This is a genomic window from Dactylosporangium sucinum (genome assembly GCF_014647515.1).
Classification (GTDB): domain Bacteria; phylum Actinomycetota; class Actinomycetes; order Mycobacteriales; family Micromonosporaceae; genus Dactylosporangium; species Dactylosporangium sucinum.
In genome coordinates this window covers 68,147-88,854 of record NZ_BMPI01000022.1, presented here as the reverse complement: position 1 = coordinate 88,854, position 20,708 = coordinate 68,147, and the positions used below count along the sequence as shown (strand labels likewise).

The window sequence follows — 20,708 nt, the reverse complement described above, 5'->3', positions numbered from 1 at the left end:
AGAAAGAAGACGCTCGATGGATGGTGTCGACGTCAGCCGGAGTTCCAGGTTAAACCGCAGCCACCGATGCACGCTAGGCATCGGGCGAAGTCCAGCCGGAACGCTGAGCATGAAGGTACTCATGGCGTGCTCACCCATCCGGTTTCATCCATGTTCATGCGAATGGGAGATAGCCAATCGTGCGTCCACGGCCGATCATCAGGCCGTCCTCGCCGACGCCCAGGACGTCGGACGTGGTTTTCGCCTCCAACAGTAGACGGCCGGAGTCCGGCGTGTAGGCCCACACCTTGCCCCCAGCGTCGTCGCGGACCAGGATCGCCCACCGGGTCACCGCCACGTCCGCCTTCGCCGGGATCTCCTGCTCCCATGCCTTGCCACCCTTGATCAGGTTGACCACCAGCAGCTTCCGGCCGCCGTCGATCTTGACCAGGCCGTACTGGCCGTCGGCCGCGACGATCTCGTCGCCCACCGCGCCGACCCACATCTCGCGGCCGTCGCGCGGGGAGAGGAAGACGTCGCGGTTGTCGCCGCGGGTCGCGATCACGACCACGTCGGAGCCGGCCGGGTCCTTGCGCTGCTCGCAGCCGGCGCCGGAGGACGTGTGCAGGTCGAAGCCTTCCTTCTTCCACACCTGCTTGCCGGTGGACGGGTCGCGGGCCTCCAGGGTGTACCGGCAGCTGCCGTCCTTCGGCGCGGCGGTCGAGATCAGCACGCGGCCGCCGACCACGACGACGCGGGTCGTGTTGCTCGCCTCCTCCTGGCGCAGCCGCTTGCCGCTGTTGGTGTCGACGACCTGGACGCGTTGCTCGATCGGGAAGCCGAGCATCGCCGGGATCGAGCCGGGGACGGCCCGCACGGCGTCGTCGTACGTGTCCGACTTGAGCCGGGTGCCGAGCAGGTCGCTGTTCGCGCCGTTGAGCGTGCGGCCGATGCCGGGCACGGTGGACTTCCAGATCTGGGCGCCGTCCTTCGGTGCCCGGGCCGTGAGCGTGCAGTCGCTGAGGCCGCCGCAGGAGAGGGTCAGGACGGTGTTGCGGTAGGTCCAGGCGCCGACCCCCTCGTCCTCCTTCCACTTCTCCGCGCCCGAACCCGGGTCGAGCGCCTTCACCCCCTGGCCGCGCCGGCCGATGACCACGACCATGGCGTCGCCGTCGCCGGCGACGGCCGCCCAGTCGGCCTCCTTCGTCCACAGCACGGTGCCGCTGGACAGGCCGCGGGCCTCGACCGTGCCGCGCATGACCACGATCGTCGCGGAGCCGGCGATCACCGCGGCCGACGGCTGGCCGCCGACCCGCTCGTCCCAGGTCGTCTGGGGCTCGGACAGCTTGCCGGCGTTGTCGGCGACCTTCTTCCACCAGTCGGTGACGTTCGGCAGCGGGTTCCAGCCCGTGATGATGATGGCGGTGATGATCAGTGCCAGGACGCCGATCGCCCCGAGCACCGTCTCGAAGTTGCGGATAGCTCCTCGCCTCGCCACGACCTGCACGGTACCGGCGGCGCATGATACGGCGAAGGATCGTCGCAATTGCCCGTGTCGAGCGGATTCACCCGTCCGAGCGACCGCCGGCCGATGCCCTCACCAAGGGCATCACCCGGTACGGGATCTGCTGGGCGAGCGCGATGATCGTCGAGGATCGCACAATTCCCTCGAAGTTCATCACCCGGTCGATCACCCGCTGCAGGTCGGCGTTGGAGCGGGCCACGATCCGGCACAGCAGGTCGCCGGAGCCGGTGATCGTGTGCGCCTCCAGCACCTCGGGGATCTCGGCGAGGTGGGCGGCGACCGGGTCGTGGCCGTAGCGCTGGCGGATCTCCAGGGTGACGAAGGCGGTCACCCCGTAGCCGAGGGCGGCGGGGTCGATGTCGGGTCCGTGCCCCCGGATCACGCCCCGCTCGGCCAGCCGGTCGAGCCGCGCCTGGACGGTCCCGCGCGCGACCTGGAGGCGCCGCGAACACTCCAGCACGCCGATCCGTGGCTCGGCCTCCAGCAGCGCCAGCAGACGTGCATCCAGAGTGTCGATATCACTGGGCAATTTGCTCACCGGTACCGCCGAATCGAGGGCCAAATTGGTCAACCTGACCATGAAGAATAGCCTTCCTTGCCCACCGCGGATTCGCGGGCGACGCTTGCGCCATGACCCGCGCTATCGAAGACCTCAACGAGCTCATCGGGGCCGTCGAGCACGACGTCTCCCATGACCCCTTCCCGCTCACCGGCCTCGACCACGTCCGGTTCTACGTCGGCAACGCCAAGCAGGCCGCGCACTATTACTCCACGGCCTTCGGCATGACCCTGGTCGCGTACCGCGGCCCGGAGCAGGGCCACCGCGACCACGCCGAGTACGTGCTGAAGTCCGGCTCGGCGATGTTCGTGCTCGCCGGCGGCGTACACCGCGAGGCCCCGGCGACCCAGCACTACGAGCGGCACGGCGACGGCATCGCCGACATCGCGCTCGAGGTGCCCGACGTCGACACGGCCTACGCGTTCGCGCTCAAGCAGGGCGCGCAGGGTCTTTCGGAGCCGCACGACGAGTCGGACGAGCACGGGACCGTGCGGGTCGCGGCGATCGCGACCTACGGCGAGACCCGCCACACGCTCGTCGACCGCTCCCGCTACACCGGTCCGTTCCTGCCGGGCTTCGTCGCCCGCTCACCGATCGTCGCGCCGCCCGCGAGGCGGTACTTCCAGGCCGTCGACCACGTGGTCGGCAACGTGGAGCTGGGCCGCATGGACGAGTGGGTCGAGTTCTACCGCCGGGTCATGGGCTTCACCAACATGGCCGAGTTCGTCGGCGACGACATCGCGACCGAGTACTCCGCGCTGATGAGCAAGGTCGTCGCCAGCGGCACCCGCAAGGTCAAGTTCCCGCTCAACGAGCCGGCGATCTCCCGGAAGAAGTCGCAGATCGACGAGTACCTCGAGTTCTACGGCGGCCCCGGCGCCCAGCACATCGCGCTCGCGACCGGCGACATCCTGCGCACCGTCGACGAGATGCGCGCCGGCGGTGTCGAGTTCCTGACCACCCCGGACTCGTACTACGACGACCCCGAGCTGCGCGCCCGCATCGGCAAGGTCCGCGCCCCGATCGAGGAGCTGAAGGCCCGCGGCATCCTGGTCGACCGCGACGAGGACGGCTACCTGCTGCAGATCTTCACCAAGCCGGTGCAGGACCGCCCGACGGTCTTCTTCGAGCTGATCGAGCGGCACGGCTCGCTCGGTTTCGGCAAGGGCAACTTCAAGGCGCTCTTCGAGGCGATCGAGCGGGAGCAGGAGCGTCGCGGGAACCTGTAACACTGTCCGGGTGACCTACCCCGGACAGCAGCCACCGCCGGGCGGTGTCCCCTACTACGGGGCACCGCCCGGATACGCACCGCAGGGCCAGTACGCCGTCCCACGCATGGCGCGGCCAACCGCCCCCAATGGCATGTCGCTGGCCAGCTTCGGTGACCGCCTCCTGGCGTACCTCATCGACGTCGCCGTCCTGTTCGGCGTCACGATCGTCCTGATGATCCCGACGTTCATCGCGATGTTCGCGGTCATCGGTGCCAGCGCCGGCTCGATCGAGACCGACCCGGAGACCGGCGAGATCACCGACGGCGGCGACTTCGCGCTGCTCTTCGGCCCGGTCCTGGCGATCGAGCTGGGCTTCTTCGTCTTGCTGCTGGTCGCCTACTACGTGTACTACGTGGAGCTGTTCCCCAGCCGCCGGGGAGTTACGCTCGGCAAGCGGGCGATGAAACTGGGGTTGGTGCGGCTGGACGAGCCGGCGGCACCGATCACCCGGGGCGTCGCGGCGAAGCGCTGGGCCATGCAGTTCGGAGTCGGGTCGGTGGTGCCGTTCTTCTCCTGGGTCGACAACCTGTGGCAGCTCTGGGACAAGCCGTGGCAGCAGTGCCTGCATGACAAAGTGGCAGAAACCATTGTAGTAAAGGTCAGCACGTGACAGAGCCCGGTTGGTACAAGGATCCCGTCGACCCTGAGGTCCAGCGGTACTGGGACGGTGAGGGCTGGCTGGGTGAGCCCATCCCGGCGTCGGAGCCGGCCCCGGACGGGCCTCCGGAGGGCGCCGAGGCCCCGGACTGGGCCAGGAAGCCGACCGCTTCGGCGCCGTCCGACTCCTCGTCCTCCGGGTCCGCTTCCGGGTCCGAGGAGGCCACCTCGGCCGGTGGCCCGGCTGCTCCCGTGGCGTGGCCGCCGTCGGCTCCCTGGACGCCTGGTCCTGGGATGCCCGATCCTGGGACGCCCGCGTCCGACGCTCCCGCCTCCGGCGCTTCGGGCTCGGCGGCGCCCGCCGCCTGGACCTCGCCCGTCAAGCCCGGGACGCCGCTGCCGCAGGGCGCCGTCGTGCTCCCGCCCGGCACCCCGGTGCCGCCCGGCGGCTTCAAGCCCGGCCAGCTGCCCCCCGGCGCGATCATCCTCCCGCCGGGCACGCCGCTGCCCCCCGGCCTGATGCCCCAGGGCAGCGTGCCGTCCGGCGCGGTACAGGTACTCCTGCCACCGCAGATCGCCCTTGCGGGGCAAGGCGTCGTGAAGCCGCACGGCCGGGCCATCGCCGGTCTCGGCTCGCGGCTGCTCGCCCGGCTGATCGACATCGCGATCGTCGGCCTGCTCAACGCCGCGGTCACCGGCTGGTTCATCTACCAGTGGCTGCAGGAGGTGGCGCCGTACTGGCGCGAGTACTACCACCGCCTGCAGAACGAGCAGTCGACCGGTGACCTGGTCGCCCCCGAGCGTCAGGGCTACCTGCAGGTCGTGATCCTGATCCTGATCGCGGCGCTGTGGTTCGCGTACGAGGTGCCCTCGATCGCCAACAACGGGCAGACCGTCGGCAAGCGCCTGCTCAAGATCAAAGTGATGCGCCTGGAGAGCGAGGAGCCCCTCGGGTTCGGCCGCGCGATCCGCCGCTGGAACCCGCTGGGCCTGTCGGTCCTGTTGTGGACCTGCGGCGTCGGCTTCCTGCTGCAGTTCCTCGACAGCCTGTCGCCCGTCATCGACTGGCCGCTCCACCGCGCGTTCCACGACCGCTCCGCCGGCACCGTCGTCGTGGCGGCCGATCCCGTTCCCACCCCCACCGAACCTGCCGGAGAACCGCGATGAGCCTCACCCGCCCCGACCTCGACGCCCTTCCCGCCTACGTGCCCGGCCGCTCCGTTCCCGGCGCGATCAAGCTGGCCAGCAACGAGGTCCCCTACGGCCCGCTGCCCGGCGTCGTCGAGGCGGTCGCGGAGGCGGTCGCCGGCGTGCACCGCTACCCGGACATGGGCGTCGTCGCCCTCCGCGACCGCATCGCTTCGCGCTTGGGCGTCGACGCCGACCGGATCGCCACCGGCTGTGGCTCGGTCGCCCTCACGGAGCACCTCCTCCGGGCCGCATGCCTGCCCGGCGACGAGGTGGTCTACCCGTGGCGCTCCTTCGAGGCGTACCCGATCATCGCCGCGACGACGGCCGCCACCAGCGTGCGGGTCCCCAACACGGCGGAGCACGCCCACGACCTGGACGCGATGGCCGCGGCGATCACCGACCGGACCCGGCTGGTCATCGTCTGCAACCCCAACAACCCGACGGGCACCGCCGTCCGCCGCGCCGACCTGGACGCCTTCCTCGACAAGGTCCCGTCCAACGTGCTGGTCGCCCTCGACGAGGCGTACCGCGAGTTCGTCACCGACGAGACGGTGCCCGACGGCCTGGCCGCGTACGGCGACCGCCCCAACGTCGTCGTCCTGCGCACCCTGTCGAAGGCCTGGGGCCTGGCCGGGCTGCGCGTCGGCTACCTGATCGGCTCGCCCGCGGTGGCCGCGGCCGTGCGCAAGGTGGTGACCCCGTTCTCGACCTCGGGCGCCGCCCAGGCCGCCGCGCTGGCCGCCCTGTCGGCCGAGGACGAGATGCTGCGCCGGGTGTCGCTGGTCTGCGCGGAACGCGAACGCGTCGTGACGGCGGTCCGCAAGGTGTACCCCGAGGTCCCCGAGACCCAGTCCAACTTCTTCTGGCTCCCGCTGGGCGACCAGTCGGCCCAGTTCGCGGCGCGCTGCGAGGAGGCGGGCGTGATCGTGCGCTCCTTCCAGGGCGACGGCGTGCGCGTCACGATCGGCACCCCGGAAGAGAACGACCAGTTCCTGGCCGTCCTCGGCATCTAGCCGCTTGGGCGGCCGGCCCCGCGACCTTCGTGGTTGCGGGGCCGGCCGGCGTCCAGCCCCTCCCCGCCGACCCACTCCCCATGCCGCCCGCCGCGACGGCGCGAGCCGGGTCAGCCGATGCCGACCAGCACCACCGTGTTCATGCTGAAGTAGTACTTGTCGTCGATCTCCGACTCCTTCGTGGTCTGGAGCCGCTCGACCACCAGGTAACCGGAGTGCAGGTAGTACTCGTTGTAGACGAACTTGTCCTCGGGCCGGATCCGCAGCTCGGTGCTCGACGTGACCGCGCCGGTCTCCAGGTTGAGCACCAGCAGTTGGTACTCCTTGTTGATGATGTACATGTTGCGCTGGTCGCCGCCGATCAGCGCCCCGGCGACCTCCGACATCCACAGCCGCTGCCCGGTCGTGCGCGAGAAGGCCCAGATGTAGCCGCCGGTCACCTGCTCGGCGATCGTGTCCCCGACCACGATGATGGTGTCCTTGTCCGCCACCGGCTCGGGGCGCACCAGGTGGTCGGCGCCGAGCGTCCAGTACGTCGGCGTGAGCGTGCCCACCCCGGCCGCCGCGTCGGCGAAGCTCACGACGTCGCCGGTCGGCGCGGCCTTGAACACCGCGCACCCGGACCGGCCGAGCTGGCAGGAGGCCGGCTCCAGGAACCAGTTGGTGACGTTGTCCGGCCCGATCGAGGCGCCCGGCGGCCGCCAAGTGTTCAGCATCACGCCGGTTCCCGCGTCGTAGATCTCCAGCGTGGCCGGCTTGCTGCAGGTGTCCTTCACGAAGTACGCGTCGGCGCCGGTCCAGTCGTTCGTGCGGCACCCGGGCTGGGCGGTGAACGACTTCGTCCACTTCAGGTGACCGTCGGCCGGGTCGATCGCGGACACGGTGTCCTTGCCGGTCGCGATCACCACCGGCTGCTTGTCGATCGCGGAGGCGCTGACGAACAGGTCCTCCGGCTCGTACAGCGTCTTCGCACCGGTCCGCCGCCCCTTGAACGTCTCGCCGTCGGCGGGCTCGATGCGCGCCTGCCAGACGATGTCACCCTTCTCGGCGTCGAGCGCGACGATCTCCCCGTCCGACCACTTGGTGATCACGACGGACATCCCCACGCCGCTGGCCGGCTTCTCCACGGCCACGACCGAGACCACCTCGGCCGGCCACCGCCGGTACGCCCAGTGCGGCGTCATCTCGCGCAGCGCCGTCACCGGCGTATCGGCGAACACCCGCCGCTGCTCGGTGTAGACGCGCAGCCGCCCCTCGACGATCAGCGGAGCGGAGGGCAGCTCCGCGTACTGAATCGACTTGATCGGCTCGGGAGACGGCACCGGCCGCTTGGCGCTGCTGACCGTCTCGGCCGGCTTGAGTGTTCGGTAGGAAGTGATCCCCATGGCCGACAGCACCACGATCGCGAAGAGCGCGGTGAAGATCCGGCGCACGGGCCGGGGCCAACTGCCCGGCCGCACGAGTCGCCGAACCCCTGACCGACCCGTCCCCATAACCACCTCCGCCGGGCACCATACCCGGCGATTGTCGCGATCCGCTCACGGTGACCGTCTATCGACAGGAGACTCACACGTTCATCACAACTCCTGCACGACGGTCCCGGTCACCTCACCGAAGGCGACCGCAGCGCCATCTACCCCGGGCGCGGTCGCCGAAATCGTCACGGTGTCCCCGTCCAGCAGAAAACTACGAGAAGAACCATCCGAGAGCCGGACCGGCTGTGCGCCGTTCCATGTCCGTTCGATGAACGATCCGGTCTCCTCCGGCGAAGCGCCCGAGATCGTCCCCGACGCGTACAGATCCCCGGTCCGCGCGAACGCACCGTTCACGGTCAGATGCGCCAACTGCTGGGCCGGCGTCCAATACATCCCCGCGAACGGCGGCCGGGAAACGACCGTCCCGTTCCACGTCACCTCGAGGCGGATGTCGTACCCATGGTGCGCCCGCCCCTGCAGATACGGCAGGACCCCGGGCTCCTGCACCGGCCCCGGCACCCGGGCGGCGTCGAGCGCGTCGAGCGACACCACCCAGGGTGAGACCGACGTCCGGAACGACTTCCCCGTGAACGGCCCCAGCGGCTGATACTCCCACGCCTGCAGGTCCCGCGCCGACCAGTCGTTGACGATCACCGCCCCGTACACATACTCGCGGAACTCGTCGACCGGCACCGCCCCCCCGGACGAGACGCCGACCACGAACCCGAGCTCGGCCTCGATGTCGAGGCGCTCCGACGGCCCGTAGGTGGGCGCGGCGTCGTCCGGCCGCTTCCGCTGCCCCCACGGGCGCGGGATCTCGGTCCCCGAAACGACCACGGTCCCGGCCCGCCCGTGATACCCGACCGGCAGGTGCTTCCAGTTCGGCAGGAGCGGCTCCATGCCGGGCCGGAAGAGCTTCCCGAGGTTCCTCGCGTGCTGCTCGAACGAGTAGAAGTCCACGTAGTCGGCCACGTCGAACGGCAGGCCGAGGCGAACCTCGCCGACCTCGAACAGCAGCGGCTCGACCTTCTCCCGCTGCCTGCTGTCGCTGAACAGCCCGGTGAGCTGCTCCCGCAGGCGGGTCCACGTCGGCCGTCCCTCCGCCAGGAACCGGTTGAGCGTCGTCTCCCCGTCGAGGCTCCCGCCGGCGTCGACGAGCCCCAGACTCTCGGCCCCGGCCAGGTTGAGGATCCGGTCGCCGATGCGCACCCCGACCCACTCGGCGCACTCCCGCCCGAACGAGCACAGCGGCAGGTTGTGCACCCCGAACGGGTGATCCTCGGCCAGCTCCAACCACGTCACCGCTGCCCCTCCTCACGGTCGGCACGGAGATCGGCATTCGGGCCCACGGCAGTCAGCCCGGTCGGGCCGTGTTCCTTCGGCCGGCGCAGCAACCCGAGCGCGGTCAGATCGGCGACCGGGTCCTGGACGCTGCAGCTGCCGAACCCGGCCCACAGCGGCCGCGGCCGGCCGAGCGCGACCCGCGCCGCCTCGGCCAGCGGGAAGGCGTCGGTGCCGCCCAGGATGATCGACAGGTCGGCCGGCTCGGCCCCGTCGGCCGCGGCGAGCACGGCGGCCAGCACGTTGAGGAACCCGTGGTGCACCAGGCCGGTCTCCGCGTCCGTATGCCGGACGGCGTTGTGCAACCCCGCCGTCAGCTTGAACGGCAGCTCCCGGTCCCGGCAGGCACAGATCACCGCGGCCAGCTCGACCGGCGTCGGGAACAGCTCCGCCGCCAGCCCGCCGGTGCGGAACTTCGCGGCGGCCCGCAGCCCTTCGGCCCGCAGATCGGCCAGCTCGTCGAGCGCCGACATGAGGCCCCAGGTCAGCGGCACCTCGAAATACCACTCCCAGGGCTCCGCACACGCCCGCACGAGCGCCGCGAGCCGCTTGATCCCCGGACCCGGATCCTCCCCCCGCTTCGCGACGGGACTCTCGATCTGCCGGACGTCGACGGCTCCGAGGCCGTCCGGCGCGGACAGGGCGCGCTCGATCGCGCCGGGCTCCCCGATCACGCCGAGGCCGTGGGCGTGACCGGCCAGCGCCGGGTCGCCGAGGTCGGCGACGGGTAGCAGGAGCGGGCCGACGAGCGGCGCATACCAGCTCGCGCGGTGGCCGTCGTGGGCGGGAACGGCGTCGGCGAGCGCCGCGCTGCCCGGCGGGAACACGGCGGCGTCGTCAATGAGGGCTGTCAGCAGGGGCGGCACTGCGTTTGACACAGCTTCCGAATCTAATGGACGCTATACAGGGCGGACAACTTCGTCCGCTATCCGGACACTCCAACTTTCATCGTGGAGGCCGTGATGCCGTACTACCGCCGCGTCGGCGACGTGTCGCCGAAGCGCCACACCCAGTTTCGCCAACCGGACGGCTCGCTGTTCGCGGAAGAGCTGATGGGGCAGGAGGGTTTTTCGAGCGACTCGTCGCTGCTCTACCACCGCAACCCCCCGACGGCGATCGTCTCGGCCACCGAGTTCACCCCGCCGGCCTGGTCGCGCATCCCCAACCTGCCGCTCAAGCCGCGCCACTTCCAGACCGGCAAGCTCGGCGGCGAGCCCGTCGACGCCGTGCTCGGCCGCCAGCACCTGCTCGCCAACGACGATGTGCGCATCTCCTACGTCGAGGCGTCGCTGCCCTCGCCCCTCTACCGCAACGCGATCGGGGACGAGTGCCTCTACGTCTCCGCCGGCTCGGTCACGCTGGAGACGACCTTCGGCGTGCTGGAGCTGACCGAGGGCGACTACGCGATCGTCCCCACGTCGGTGATCCACCGGCTGGTCCCGGTCGGCGGTGCGGTGAAGCTGCTGACGATCGAAGCGACTGGACATATCGGCCCCCCGCGGCGCTACCTGTCGGTGCGGGGCCAGTTCCTGGAGCACGCTCCCTACTGCGAGCGCGACCTCCGCGGCCCCTCGGCGCCCATACTCCAGGAGGGGTCTGACACTTCCGTGCTCGTCCAGCATCGCCGCGGCTGGACCGAGCACATTTACGCAAAACACCCATTCGACGTCGTCGGCTGGGACGGCTGCCTCTACCCGTGGGCGTTCTCGATCCACGACTTCGAGCCGATCACGGGCCGGGTGCACCAGCCGCCGCCGGTCCACCAGACGTTCGAGGGTCCGAACTTCGTGATCTGCTCGTTCGTGCCGCGGAAGGTCGACTACCACCCGCTGGCGATCCCGGTGCCGTACAACCACCACAACGTCGACTCGGACGAGGTGCTCTTCTACACCGGCGGCAACTACGAGGCCCGCCGCGGCTCCGGCATCGAGCAGGGCTCCATCTCGCTGCACCCGAGCGGCTTCACGCACGGCCCGCAGCCGGGCGCGGTCGAGCGCGCGATCGGCGTCGAGGCGTTCGACGAGCTCGCGGTCATGGTCGACACGTTCCGCCCGCTCGACCTCTGCGAGCCCGCCCTGTCGATCGAGGACGCGGGTTACGCGTGGACCTGGGCGAACACCCCGCCTAGTGCTCGATGACCTTCGTCGGAGTCACCCGGCACACCACCCGGGTGACTCCCGGCACCTTCTCGGTCCAGGGGGTCCCGTCGTACCGCCGGGAGAGCTCGTCGATCAGCTCCGGCCCGCCCTCCTCGGTCAGCGTGACGGCGCCGCGCACCTCGACGTAGCGGTACGGGTTCGCCGGGTCGTACACACAGATCGACACCCGCGGGTCCCGCTCCATGTTGCGGGTCTTCCGGCGGCCGCGGATCGTCGAGAAGACCAGGTCGTCGCCGTCGTGCTTGGCCCAGATGACGCTGGACTGCGGCCCGCCGTCGGGGTTGACGGTGCCGAGCACCAGGAACGCCTTGCGGTCGAGCAGCTCGCGGAGGGTGTCGTTCACTCAGGCCTCTTTCTGCACGGGGTAGATCAACGCTACGGCGTTGGCCGCGAGCCCCTCGCCCCGGCCCGTGAACCCCAGCCCGTCGGTCGTGGTGCCGGACAGCCGGACGATCCCGCCGAGCGCCTCGCGCAGCGCCGCCTCGGCCTCGGCGCGCCGCTTGCCCACCTTCGGCGCCACCCCGATGACCTGCACCGACACGTTGCCGATCTCGAAACCGGCGTCCCGGACCAGCCGGGCGGTCTCGCGCAGGAGGGTGACGCCCGAGGCGCCGGCCCACTCCGGACGGCTCGTCCCGAAGTTCGCCCCGAGATCACCCAGCCCCGCCGCGGACAGCAGCGCGTCGCAGATCGCGTGGGCGGCGACGTCGCCGTCGGAGTGCCCGGCGAGCCCGTCGACGCCCTCCCACCTGAGCCCGGCGACCCAGCAGTCGCGGCCCTTTTCGAAGGCGTGAACGTCCGTTCCGGTACCGATCAACATCACGTCGCGAGGGTACGACGATCGGTGCACAACCGTGAACTTCCGGTTGCCGAGTCGTCATCGGACTCGGCAGGACGGCGATCCGGGCCTAGGCTGGGTCGGGTGCGCAGCGATGTGACGACCCCGAAGAGCCCCCAGCCGTGGTGGCGCACCGGAGCCGCTCTGCGCTTCGGTCTCCTGGCGACGCTGGTGGCAACGCTATTCGTGGTGATGATTGTGGTCGGCCCCGACCGCGCGTCACTCTCCCACGCGGTGAGCCCGGATCACCCGTTCGCCCCCGTGCTGGCCGTGTTCGGCACGGCCCTGCTGACGACGGCGCTCCTGCCCAGGACGCTGCTGTCGGCCGTGGGCGGCCTGTTGTTCGGCTTCTCCAGCGGGGCGATGTACATCCTGGTCGGTGTGACGCTGGGCGCAATCTTGGCGCACACCGTCGGGCGGTACCTCGGCCGCGAGTTCATGGCGCGGCACCTCCGCGGCCGGCTCCTGCTGATCGAGCAGGCCGTGGCCAAACGCGGCGTCCTGGCGGTGGTGATTTCCCGGATGATCCCGCTGGTGCCGTTCGGCGTCTCGAACTACCTGTTCGGCACCACCCGGGTCCGCCTGCTGCCGTTCATCGCGGGCACGGTCCTGGGCGCGATGCCGGCCACCCTGGCCTACGCGGCCCTGGGCTCGGCCACGGCCCGCGGCGACGCGGCGGGCATGTCCATCGCGGGTGGGGTGATCCTGACGCTGGGCATCGGCGGCTCGATCGGCAGCCTGCTGGTCTGGCGCCGCCGCCCCCGCAAGCACCACGTGCCGCAGACGGCCCCGATCTCGCCGGCGACTCCGGCCACCGCCTGACCCGTTCCCGATGTCGCGGGCGCCCCGTCCGGTGCGCCCGCGCCTGAGTAGCTGACGCCGGCCGGCCGAGTTACAGAGAGTTACGACACCGCGACTACGCGCCGTAATCGACACCAACGCGAACTCGGGCCCCCGAAGCGGCCATGATCAATGGATATCTCTGGTCGCCATGGCAGCCAGATGTTTCCGTCGATCATGAGAGCAGCAGCTCCGCGATCGCCAGATCGAACGGCCGCGTGATCTTCAGCGCCGCCTCCGCCCCGGCCACCGTGTGCACGGCCACGCCGATCCGCTCCGCCAGCCCGGCGTCGTCGGTGTGGTCGTCGACAGCGGCCTCGTGGGCCTTCGCCAACACGTCCCGGCGGAAGCCCTGCGGGGTCTGCACCGCCCGCAGCGATGACCGATCCACCGTCCCGAGCACCGCGCCCGAACTGTCCACGCGCTTGATGGTGTCGACCACCGGCAGAACGGGTATGACGGCGCCGTGCCCCCCACGGACCGCCGACGCCACGTCCTCCACCAGCCCCGGTGGAGTGAGCGCCCGCGCCGCGTCATGGACGAGCACGATGTCGAAGGACGCCGGCACGGCGGCCAGCGCGAGGGCCACCGAAGCCTGCCGGGTCGCGCCGCCCGCGACGACCACCACCCCGGCCGGGCCGGAGGTGATCGGCGCGAGCAGCGCTTCCACGTCGCTCACGGCGTCCGGCGGGGCCGCCACCACGATGCAGCCCACGCTGGGAGCGGCGGCAACGCGCCGCACCGCGTGGACCAGGAGTGGCTCGCCGCGCAGGAGTCGAAGTGCCTTGGGGCCGCCGGGTCCGAGTCGAACCCCCATGCCGGCCGCAGGCACGAGGACCGCGACGTCACCACGCACGCTTGGGTGCGCCGTCACGTCGCGGTCCTCGGTCGAAGGGATAGCCAGGCTGGAATGTCAGGCCTCGGTCAGCACCTTGTCGAGCAGCGTCTCCGCCTCGTCCTTGGTGCTCTTCTCGGCGAGCGCCACCTCGCCGACCAGGATGTCCCGAGCCTTGGCGAGCATGCGCTTCTCGCCAGCCGACAGACCACGCTCGCGGTCACGACGCCAAAGGTCACGCACGACCTCAGCGACCTTGAGCGGATTGCCGGAGGCCAGCTTCTCCAGATTCGCCTTGTAACGCCGCGACCAGTTGGTCGGCTCCTCGGTGTGCGGAGCGCGGAGGACGTCGAAGACCTTCGTCAGGCCTTCTTCGCCGACCACCTCGCGCACGCCGACGATCTCGGCGTTTTCGGCGGGCACCCGCACCGTCAGGTCACCCTGAGCGACCCTGAGGACGAGATACTGCTTCTCCTCGCCCCTGACGACCCGAGTCTCGATTGCCTCGATGAGTGCGGCCCCGTGGTGGGGGTAGACAACGGTCTCGCCGACACTGAAAACCATAGGTTCGAAACCCCTTTCGCTGTGTCTAGGGTAACACGGTCACGCGCTGTCGTCCCACCCCAGAGACAGGCATTCGCGCAGGTCAGAACACATGTGAGTCCCCTTTCTCCCGCTTGACAGGAATCGTGGAACCTGCTGTGTAACGGATCAACAACCCGCAGCACCCACAAATGACCTGCCAGTCGGACATATCCGATTGATTACGGCAAGTGTCTACGGCCACCCCTCCAGTATCCCAGATCACCACGCTCAGTAACCCCACCAGCGGCGGAGCGTCGAGAAACACGCACACATCTCGATGAAACGTCCCTCTGGCGCGCAGGCGCCGTGTGAGGGAAAGTTGAGGCAGGTGCGAGGAGAACAGCGATGGGCACGCTGCGCGGAGACAACGGCGGTGGCGATCGACCGCAAGAAGGTGGTGGCCTGCCTGACCTCCCACCTGAGTGGGGCACGGTCATCATCCCCGACGATCCCGGCGCGCTCGATGACGAAGGCGCGAAGATCCGTCGACAATTCCGCCGGGCCGCCATCCGCCGCCGCTGGCGCCGCCGGCTGCACCTCGCCCCCGAGCCGGTCCGCCGGACCACCGACGACTCACCCGGCCTCGCGGTGCCGCTGCTGATCATGTCGATCGCGGTCATCGCGACGCTGGTGAGCCTGTTCGCCGTCGCCTGGCCCGGACACGCGCCCCGGACCACCCCACGCGTCGCCCCGCCGAGCAGTCCGCCGGTGGCGGTGTCGCTGGCCGGGCTCACGCTGTTCGACGCGACGGGCACCGCGATACCGATCAAAGACGTCGCCCCGGCGATCATCCTGCTCGTCGAGGGCTGCAGCTGCGAGCACCTCATCACCACCACTGTGGACGCCGTCGGCGCCGGGACCTCCCCGAAGCCCGGAAAACCCACCACTGTTCTCGTCGTGGCCACCCGGGTCCCCACCCTGCCGATCGGCCTGGACGCGGCCGTGCCGGTCAAGGCGGCCGCCGACCCGAACAACTCGGTCCGCGCCGCGGTGCCCGCGCTGGCCACCGACCGCACCACCTCGGCCGTGCTCATCGACTCCGCGGGCAAGGTCACGAAGACCTCCCGCAACGTCACCAGCGCGACCGAGTTCGTCGACGATCTCCGCGCCCTGCACTGAGGCTCAACGCAGCAGCACGCCGTACAAGGTCAATCCCGGGCCGAAGGCCAGCATCATCGTCGTCCGGGGCGGGCCGGCGGCCCGGCGGCGCAGCGCGTCCAGGATGAGCAGCACCGTGGGCGACGAGCAGTTCCCGTGCGCCGCGAGCGTGCCGCGCGACTCGGCCAGCGCCGTCTCGGGCAGCACGAGCTCGTCCCGCACGACGTCGAGGATGCGCGGACCTCCGGGGTGCACCGCCCAGCCGTCCACATCGGACAACGTCAGCCCGTGCCGGTCGAGCAGCCCGCCGACCAGGTCGCTCACGTAGATCGACAGCACGTCCGGCACCTTCGGCGACAGCCCCATCCGGAACCCGAGGTCGGTGACGTCCCAGGTCATGAGGTCGGCCGTCGCGGTGTCGGTGACGGCCGCGACGTCGGCCACGCACGCACCCGAGCCGCCCGGGACCAGCACGATCGCGGCCGCGGCATCCGAGAACAGCGCGTGCGCCACGATCTGCTGCGGATCGTCGCTCGGCGGTTGTACGTGCAGGCTCGTCAGTTCCAGGCAGAGCAGGACGGCCGGCCGGCCGCGCGAGGCGACGTAGTCCGACGCCGCCCCCAGCCCGGGCAGCGCCGCGTAGCAGCCCATGTGCCCGACGAACAGCCGCTGCGTCGTCGGCGCCATGCCCAGGTCGCGCGCCAGCAGGATGTCGAGGCCCGGCGTCGCGTACCCGGTGCACGAGCAGACCACGAACAGGCCGATCTCGTCGGGCCGCAGCCCGGCCGAGTCCAGCGCGCTGCTGACCGCGTCCTTGCCCAGCGGCAGCGCCTCGGTGAGATACCGACTCATCCGCTGTGCCGTCGACCAGCCGGACGCGTCCTCGAACAGCGGGTTCACCGCGCCGTGGCGGGAGACCACCCCGGAGTTGGCGAAGATCCGCTTGGCCAGCCCCTTGCGGGGGGAGCCGTTGTAGTGCCGCTCGAAGTAGCCTGCCCACACGTCGTCCTGGCGCATCGGGTCGGGGAAGGTCACGCCCATCCCCGCTATGGCGGCACCCGTCACGGATTCCCCTTCCTGCCGCGGCCCTGGTAGAGGATCGCGGTCGTGAACGTCGGCACGATCGGCACTGCGTTGCGGCGGGTCAGCAGCCAGCGGGTGAGCGGCAGCAGGGTGGGACGGACGCCGCGCACCTCCAGCGGCACGCCGTGCTTGGCGCACTCGTCCCGCAGGCGGCCCGGGTCGACGAAGAGCGCGGGGTCGTGGATGCCGCGCACGGCCGGCATGACGAACTCGGCCAGGCGCACCGCGATCAGCCGCGCCAGGGCCGTGTCGTTGATCGTGTCAAGGACGAGCCAGCCGCCCGGGCGCAGGACGCGGCACGCCTCGGCAATCACCCCGGGAACGTCTGGCACGTGCTCCAGCAGCTCACCCGCGCTCACCACGTCGACGCTCGCATCGGCGAACGGCAGCCGCGTGGCGTCGGCCTGGACCGGCACCACGCCGTGCGCCGAGGCCTGCTCCAGGCCGGAGAAGACGAGGTCGACGCCCACGTGGCGGTAGCCCTTGCCGGCCACGTGCGGGGCGAGCAGCCCGCCGCCGCAGCCCAGATCGAGGAGGACCGCCCCGTCGCGCTCGGCGGGCGGTATCAGGCTCGCCCGGGCGCGGGCCAGCCAGTACAACATGGACAACGGGCTTCCGGGGCGCCACCATTCGCCGGCCAGGTCGTCATACTGACCCGGGTCGTTGCGTGCGCGCCGCACCGCTGGCATGGATCGAGCCTGACATGGAACCCCTCCAGCGGCCACACTTGCCGAGTGTCGGTTGCGATCTCGCTCCTGCGCTCCAGCCACCCCGAGCCCGCCGCCGGGGTCACGGCGGTCGCCGCGTTGCTGGCGATCGGCCTCGACCGGCCATGGCCCGGCGTCGTCGCGACGGCGGCCACGGTACTGGCGAGCCAGCTCTCGATCGGATGGGTCAACGACGCCCTCGACGCGCCCCGCGACGCCGCCGTCGGCCGGACCGACAAGCCCGTCGCGGCCGGCAAGCTCTCCCGCCGCCTGGTCGCGGTGCTCGGCGCGCTCGCCGCGGTGGCCTGCGTGCCGCTCGGGTTCCTGTCCGGGTGGGCGGCCGGCCTGGTCGCGACGCTCGCCCTCGCCTCGGCCCTGCTCTACGACTGGCCGCTGAAGTCGACCCCGGTGTCCGTGCTCCCGTACGCGGTGTCGTTCGCCTGCCTGCCCGCGTTCGTGGCGCTGGGCGCGGGCAGGACGCCGCCGCTGTGGCTGCTGGCGGCCGGTGGGCTGCTCGGGGCGGGGGCGCACTTCGTCAACACGCTTCCGGATCTTGACGACGACATCCGCATGGGCGTGCGGGGCCTCCCGCAGCTGTTCGGGCGCTCGGGGTCGCTTCTCGCATCGGCGGTACTGCTGCTCGGCGCGACGGCAACCCTCGCCTTCGGTCCGCCGGGTCCGCCGCCGCTGCTCTTCTGGCCGGCGCTGGCGCTCGCCCTGATCGCATTGTCGATCGGGTGGTACTTCATGCGCCGCGATCCGTCCTCCCGCGTCCCCTTCCTTGCCGTTATCGCCGTGGCGCTCATCGATGTGGTGTTTCTGCTGGTCAGCGGCCTGCGTCTGGACTGACGTCACATTGTTCAGGGTGCGCGTCATCAGCGGATCAACGGCATCTAGGCTGTACTGCGGCCACCCGATGATGGGACACCAGATGGAGGACCCAAGGTGACGCGTTCGACTCCGGCTACGCCGCTGGCTCGCCGCCGCACGGTGCTGGGCGCCGCGCTCCTGGCTTCCGCCGCGCTCGGCGTGGGCCTGCTCTCCGCCTGCAGCGCCGGTCAGATCACCGGGACCGACACCCAGGTCGCCGCCGTGCCGGGCGTGAGCGTCAACAGCGCCGACGGGCTGATCGCCGTCCGGGACGCCGCGATCGTCTACGCCGACGGGTACAAGGCCGGCTCCACGGTGCCGCTGAGCGTCCGGATCTTCAACAACGCCAAGCAGCCGGTCAAGATCACGGGCGTCAGCGTCAACAAGGGCGGCACGGTCGTGCTGGTCGGCGGCCCGCAGGCCGCCGCCACGCCGGCGGCGGCCTCCCCGACCCCGTCGGGCTCGCGCCGGGTGAGCGGCGCGCCGTCGAACATCGCGTCGGCCAACGCGGCGCCCACGTCCGCGTCGCCGTCGCCCACGTCGGCCGGCTCCTCCGAGATCAGCATCGCGATCCCCGTCGCCGGCTTCGTGGCCCTGAGCCCCGACACCAAGACGTATCTCGCGATCGAGAAGCTCCCCGACGCCCTGCAGGCCGGCGCCGCCCAGCCCGACGTCGTCTTCACCTTCACCTACGCCGACGGCAAGACCACCACGGCCACGCTCCCCGAGCTGCCGATGTCGCCGCCGCTGACCCCGCTGCCGAAGCCGAGCGCGGTCGTCAAGAACGAAGGGCACGGCGAATAGGGTTTCTGTCATACCTGTGGGCTAGCTTTCGGGTGTGACGAAGGCGAAGAGCGCTAATTACGAGTGCGACGTCTGCGGGCATCGGCCGCCGAAATGGACCGGCCGGTGCCCGGAGTGCGGTGAGTGGGGCTCGGTCATCGAGTCCACGGCCGGCCCGGCCGGCCCCGCCGCGCTCCGCGCCGTCCCCTCCCGCGCCCCGCTGGAGCCGGCCCGCCCGATCGCCGAGATCAGCGCCGCACCGGCCAAGGCCCGCCCGACCGGCGTCGGCGAGTTCGACCGGGTCCTCGGCGGCGGCATCGTCCCCGGCGCCGTCGTCCTGCTCGCCGGCGAGCCCGGCGTCGGCAAGTCCACCCTCCTGCTCGACGTCGCCCAGCAGTGGGCCAAGCACGGCGACACCCCGTCGCTGGTCGTCAGCGGCGAGGAGTCGGTCAGCCAGGTGCGCCTGCGCGCCGAGCGGATCGGCGCCCTCCACGAGCGGCTCTATCTGGCCTCCGAGACCGACCTGTCCGCCGTCCTCGGCCACCTCGACGCGGTCAAGCCCGGCCTGCTCATCCTCGACTCGGTGCAGACCGTCTCGGCTCCCGGCACCGACGGCGTGGCCGGCGGCGTCACCCAGGTCCGCGCCGTCACCGCCGCCGTGGTCGCCGTGGCCAAGGAGCGCGGCCTGGCCACCATCCTGGTCGGCCACGTCACCAAGGACGGCAATGTGGCCGGCCCACGCGTCCTGGAGCACCTCGTCGACGTGGTCCTCAACTTCGAGGGCGACAAGCACTCCTCCCTGCGCATGGTCCGCGGCCTGAAGAACCGCTTCGGCGCCGCCGACGAGGTCGGCTGCTTCGAGATGCACGAGGGCGGCATCACCAGCCTCCCCGACCCGAGCGGCCTCTTCCTCACCCGCTATGCCGACGCGGTCTCCGGCACCTGCGTCTCCGTCGCCATGGAGGGCCGCCGCGCCCTCGTCACCGAGGTCCAGACCCTCATCGGCGCCCAAATGCCCGGCTCACCTCGCCGCACGGTCTCCGGCCTCGACTCCGCCCGCCTGGCCATGGTCCTGGCCGTCCTCCAGCGCCGCGCCCAGATCCAGCTCCACGACCGCGAGGTCTATGCCGCCACGGTCGGCGGCCTGCGCGTCACCGAGCCCGCGGCCGACCTGGCCCTGGCCCTGGCCGCCGCCTCCGCCGCCCACGACCTCCCCATGCCCCCCGACCTGGTCGCCATCGGCGAGGTGGGCCTGACCGGCGAGGTCCGCCGCATCGGCGCCGTCCCCCGCCGCCTGGCCGAGGCCGCCCGCCTGGGCTTCCGCTTCGCCCTGGTCCCGCCGGGCTGCGGCCCGGCCGCCACGGGCATCACCCCGCCGGGCATGCGGGTCCTCGAGGTGGGCGACATCCGCACGGCCCTCCACTACGCCGTCAAGGCCACCGCGGAGTCCACCGACGACTGACAGCCGCCCGCGACCGCCAGGTGAGCCGCGCCGGCCGCCGCGGTACGGGCCTGCCGCCGCGGTACGGGCCCACCGCCGCGCCGGACCAGCCGGCCCCGTGGGGCCTGTTCTCGTCCGCGGTGCGAGGGCCGGGCGCTGCCGTCCGGCCTGCGCGGAGCGCGGGGCTGGGCGCTGCCGTCGACTAAGCGGGCTGGTCCTCGGCCAAGCGGCAAACGCGGCCCATCCCTGCCGTCCGGTCGCGGCGTGTCATGACGTCGCTGGGACGCGACCAGAACCGCGCCCAGGCCACCCGGCTCCAATAGCTACCGGGCCGCCGTGGCGCCGCCACCTCAGGCCGTCCGCCGCCGGCACCAGGACAAACCGCGGCCCCTGCCCTAACTGCCGTCCCGTCGGCGAGGGTGGGATACAGCAGCCATTCCTGACAGGAATACCGCGCGGACCCAACACCCTTCCCTACGAGCTGGGCAGGTGGTTCCTCATCCGGACCTCGTCCGGGG

21 protein-coding genes are annotated in these 20,708 nt (G+C 71.2%); 10 read left to right on the top strand and 11 right to left on the bottom strand.

The genetic code is table 11. The annotated features are described in order from the left end of the window. Positions 1-154: 154 nt before the first annotated feature. The gene (locus IEZ31_RS23015) at positions 155-1,477 is read right to left on the bottom strand and encodes an outer membrane protein assembly factor BamB family protein (RefSeq protein WP_190252002.1); all 1,323 of its coding nucleotides are present in this window, start codon (positions 1,475-1,477) and stop codon (positions 155-157) included. A gap of 67 nt (positions 1,478-1,544) precedes the next feature. Further along, positions 1,545-2,042, bottom strand: coding sequence for an Lrp/AsnC family transcriptional regulator (locus IEZ31_RS23010; RefSeq protein ID WP_229835756.1), 498 nt, complete (start codon positions 2,040-2,042; stop codon positions 1,545-1,547). A 92-nt stretch (positions 2,043-2,134) separates the two neighbouring features. Between IEZ31_RS23010 and hppD the strand changes: the two genes are divergently transcribed. The 4 genes from hppD to hisC are packed head-to-tail and all read left to right on the top strand — an operon-like array spanning position 2,135 to position 6,135. Next, complete coding sequence (gene hppD, locus IEZ31_RS23005; protein ID WP_190252000.1) at positions 2,135-3,292, top strand: 4-hydroxyphenylpyruvate dioxygenase; 1,158 nt, start codon at positions 2,135-2,137, stop codon at positions 3,290-3,292. Between the two features lie 10 nt (positions 3,293-3,302). Continuing rightward, entirely contained in the window at positions 3,303-3,944 is a 642-nt protein-coding gene (locus IEZ31_RS23000) for an RDD family protein (protein WP_190251999.1), read from the top strand. Next, entirely contained in the window at positions 3,941-5,098 is a 1,158-nt protein-coding gene (locus IEZ31_RS22995) for an RDD family protein (protein ID WP_190251998.1), read from the top strand. The genes IEZ31_RS23000 and IEZ31_RS22995 overlap by 4 nt, the downstream gene beginning before the upstream one ends. Beyond that, positions 5,095-6,135 carry a histidinol-phosphate transaminase gene (gene hisC, locus IEZ31_RS22990; RefSeq protein WP_190251997.1) on the top strand — a complete coding sequence of 347 codons (1,041 nt, stop codon included), beginning with the start codon at positions 5,095-5,097 and terminating at the stop codon, positions 6,133-6,135. The genes IEZ31_RS22995 and hisC overlap by 4 nt, the downstream gene beginning before the upstream one ends. A gap of 110 nt (positions 6,136-6,245) precedes the next feature. Here the strand turns inward: hisC and IEZ31_RS22985 are convergent, their stop codons facing one another. The 3 genes from IEZ31_RS22985 to IEZ31_RS22975 form a co-directional block, all read right to left on the bottom strand. Beyond that, positions 6,246-7,568 carry a PQQ-binding-like beta-propeller repeat protein gene (locus IEZ31_RS22985; protein ID WP_190251996.1) on the bottom strand — a complete coding sequence of 441 codons (1,323 nt, stop codon included), beginning with the start codon at positions 7,566-7,568 and terminating at the stop codon, positions 6,246-6,248. 144 nt (positions 7,569-7,712) lie between these two features. After that, complete coding sequence (fahA, locus tag IEZ31_RS22980) at positions 7,713-8,912, bottom strand: fumarylacetoacetase (RefSeq protein ID WP_190251995.1); 1,200 nt, start codon at positions 8,910-8,912, stop codon at positions 7,713-7,715. After that, complete coding sequence (locus IEZ31_RS22975; RefSeq protein WP_229835755.1) at positions 8,909-9,829, bottom strand: hypothetical protein; 921 nt, start codon at positions 9,827-9,829, stop codon at positions 8,909-8,911. The genes fahA and IEZ31_RS22975 overlap by 4 nt, the downstream gene beginning before the upstream one ends. Positions 9,830-9,913: 84 nt before the next feature. On the opposite strand from IEZ31_RS22975, the gene IEZ31_RS22970 reads away from it, so the two are divergent. Then, positions 9,914-11,089: a homogentisate 1,2-dioxygenase gene (locus IEZ31_RS22970; protein ID WP_190252059.1), complete on the top strand. Its 1,176-nt coding sequence runs from the start codon at positions 9,914-9,916 to the stop codon at positions 11,087-11,089. Here the strand turns inward: IEZ31_RS22970 and IEZ31_RS22965 are convergent. Next, positions 11,076-11,453, bottom strand: coding sequence for a PPOX class F420-dependent oxidoreductase (locus tag IEZ31_RS22965; RefSeq protein WP_190251994.1), 378 nt, complete (start codon positions 11,451-11,453; stop codon positions 11,076-11,078). The genes IEZ31_RS22970 and IEZ31_RS22965 overlap by 14 nt on opposite strands. After that, positions 11,454-11,930 (bottom strand): 2-C-methyl-D-erythritol 2,4-cyclodiphosphate synthase, encoded by a 477-nt coding sequence (gene ispF / locus IEZ31_RS22960; RefSeq protein ID WP_190252058.1) that lies wholly within the window; start codon positions 11,928-11,930, stop codon positions 11,454-11,456. A gap of 102 nt (positions 11,931-12,032) precedes the next feature. On the opposite strand from ispF, the gene IEZ31_RS22955 reads away from it, so the two are divergent. Continuing rightward, positions 12,033-12,770, top strand: a complete 738-nt coding sequence (locus IEZ31_RS22955) for a TVP38/TMEM64 family protein (protein WP_190251993.1) — start codon at positions 12,033-12,035, stop codon at positions 12,768-12,770. 193 nt (positions 12,771-12,963) lie between these two features. Here IEZ31_RS22955 and ispD read toward each other — a convergent pair whose 3' ends face one another. Then, positions 12,964-13,662 carry a 2-C-methyl-D-erythritol 4-phosphate cytidylyltransferase gene (ispD, locus tag IEZ31_RS22950; protein ID WP_190251992.1) on the bottom strand — a complete coding sequence of 233 codons (699 nt, stop codon included), beginning with the start codon at positions 13,660-13,662 and terminating at the stop codon, positions 12,964-12,966. Between the two features lie 39 nt (positions 13,663-13,701). After that, positions 13,702-14,187: a CarD family transcriptional regulator gene (locus IEZ31_RS22945; protein ID WP_033363204.1), complete on the bottom strand. Its 486-nt coding sequence runs from the start codon at positions 14,185-14,187 to the stop codon at positions 13,702-13,704. A gap of 366 nt (positions 14,188-14,553) precedes the next feature. Between IEZ31_RS22945 and IEZ31_RS22940 the strand changes: the two genes are divergently transcribed. Further along, positions 14,554-15,327: a hypothetical protein gene (locus tag IEZ31_RS22940; RefSeq protein ID WP_190251991.1), complete on the top strand. Its 774-nt coding sequence runs from the start codon at positions 14,554-14,556 to the stop codon at positions 15,325-15,327. A gap of 3 nt (positions 15,328-15,330) precedes the next feature. Here IEZ31_RS22940 and IEZ31_RS22935 read toward each other — a convergent pair whose 3' ends face one another. After that, the gene (locus tag IEZ31_RS22935; RefSeq protein ID WP_190252057.1) at positions 15,331-16,347 is read right to left on the bottom strand and encodes a type III polyketide synthase; all 1,017 of its coding nucleotides are present in this window, start codon (positions 16,345-16,347) and stop codon (positions 15,331-15,333) included. A 20-nt stretch (positions 16,348-16,367) separates the two neighbouring features. Further along, complete coding sequence (locus IEZ31_RS22930) at positions 16,368-17,078, bottom strand: class I SAM-dependent methyltransferase (protein WP_190251990.1); 711 nt, start codon at positions 17,076-17,078, stop codon at positions 16,368-16,370. 45 nt (positions 17,079-17,123) lie between these two features. Between IEZ31_RS22930 and IEZ31_RS22925 the strand changes: the two genes are divergently transcribed. From IEZ31_RS22925 to radA, 3 genes are all read left to right on the top strand, one after another. After that, positions 17,124-17,945: a UbiA family prenyltransferase gene (locus tag IEZ31_RS22925; RefSeq protein WP_190251989.1), complete on the top strand. Its 822-nt coding sequence runs from the start codon at positions 17,124-17,126 to the stop codon at positions 17,943-17,945. 96 nt (positions 17,946-18,041) lie between these two features. Continuing rightward, on the top strand, positions 18,042-18,770 hold the full coding sequence (locus IEZ31_RS22920; RefSeq protein WP_190251988.1) for a hypothetical protein: 729 nt from the start codon (positions 18,042-18,044) through the stop codon (positions 18,768-18,770). Between the two features lie 34 nt (positions 18,771-18,804). After that, positions 18,805-20,211 (top strand): DNA repair protein RadA, encoded by a 1,407-nt coding sequence (radA, locus tag IEZ31_RS22915; protein WP_190251987.1) that lies wholly within the window; start codon positions 18,805-18,807, stop codon positions 20,209-20,211. Positions 20,212-20,708: the final 497 nt, after the last annotated feature.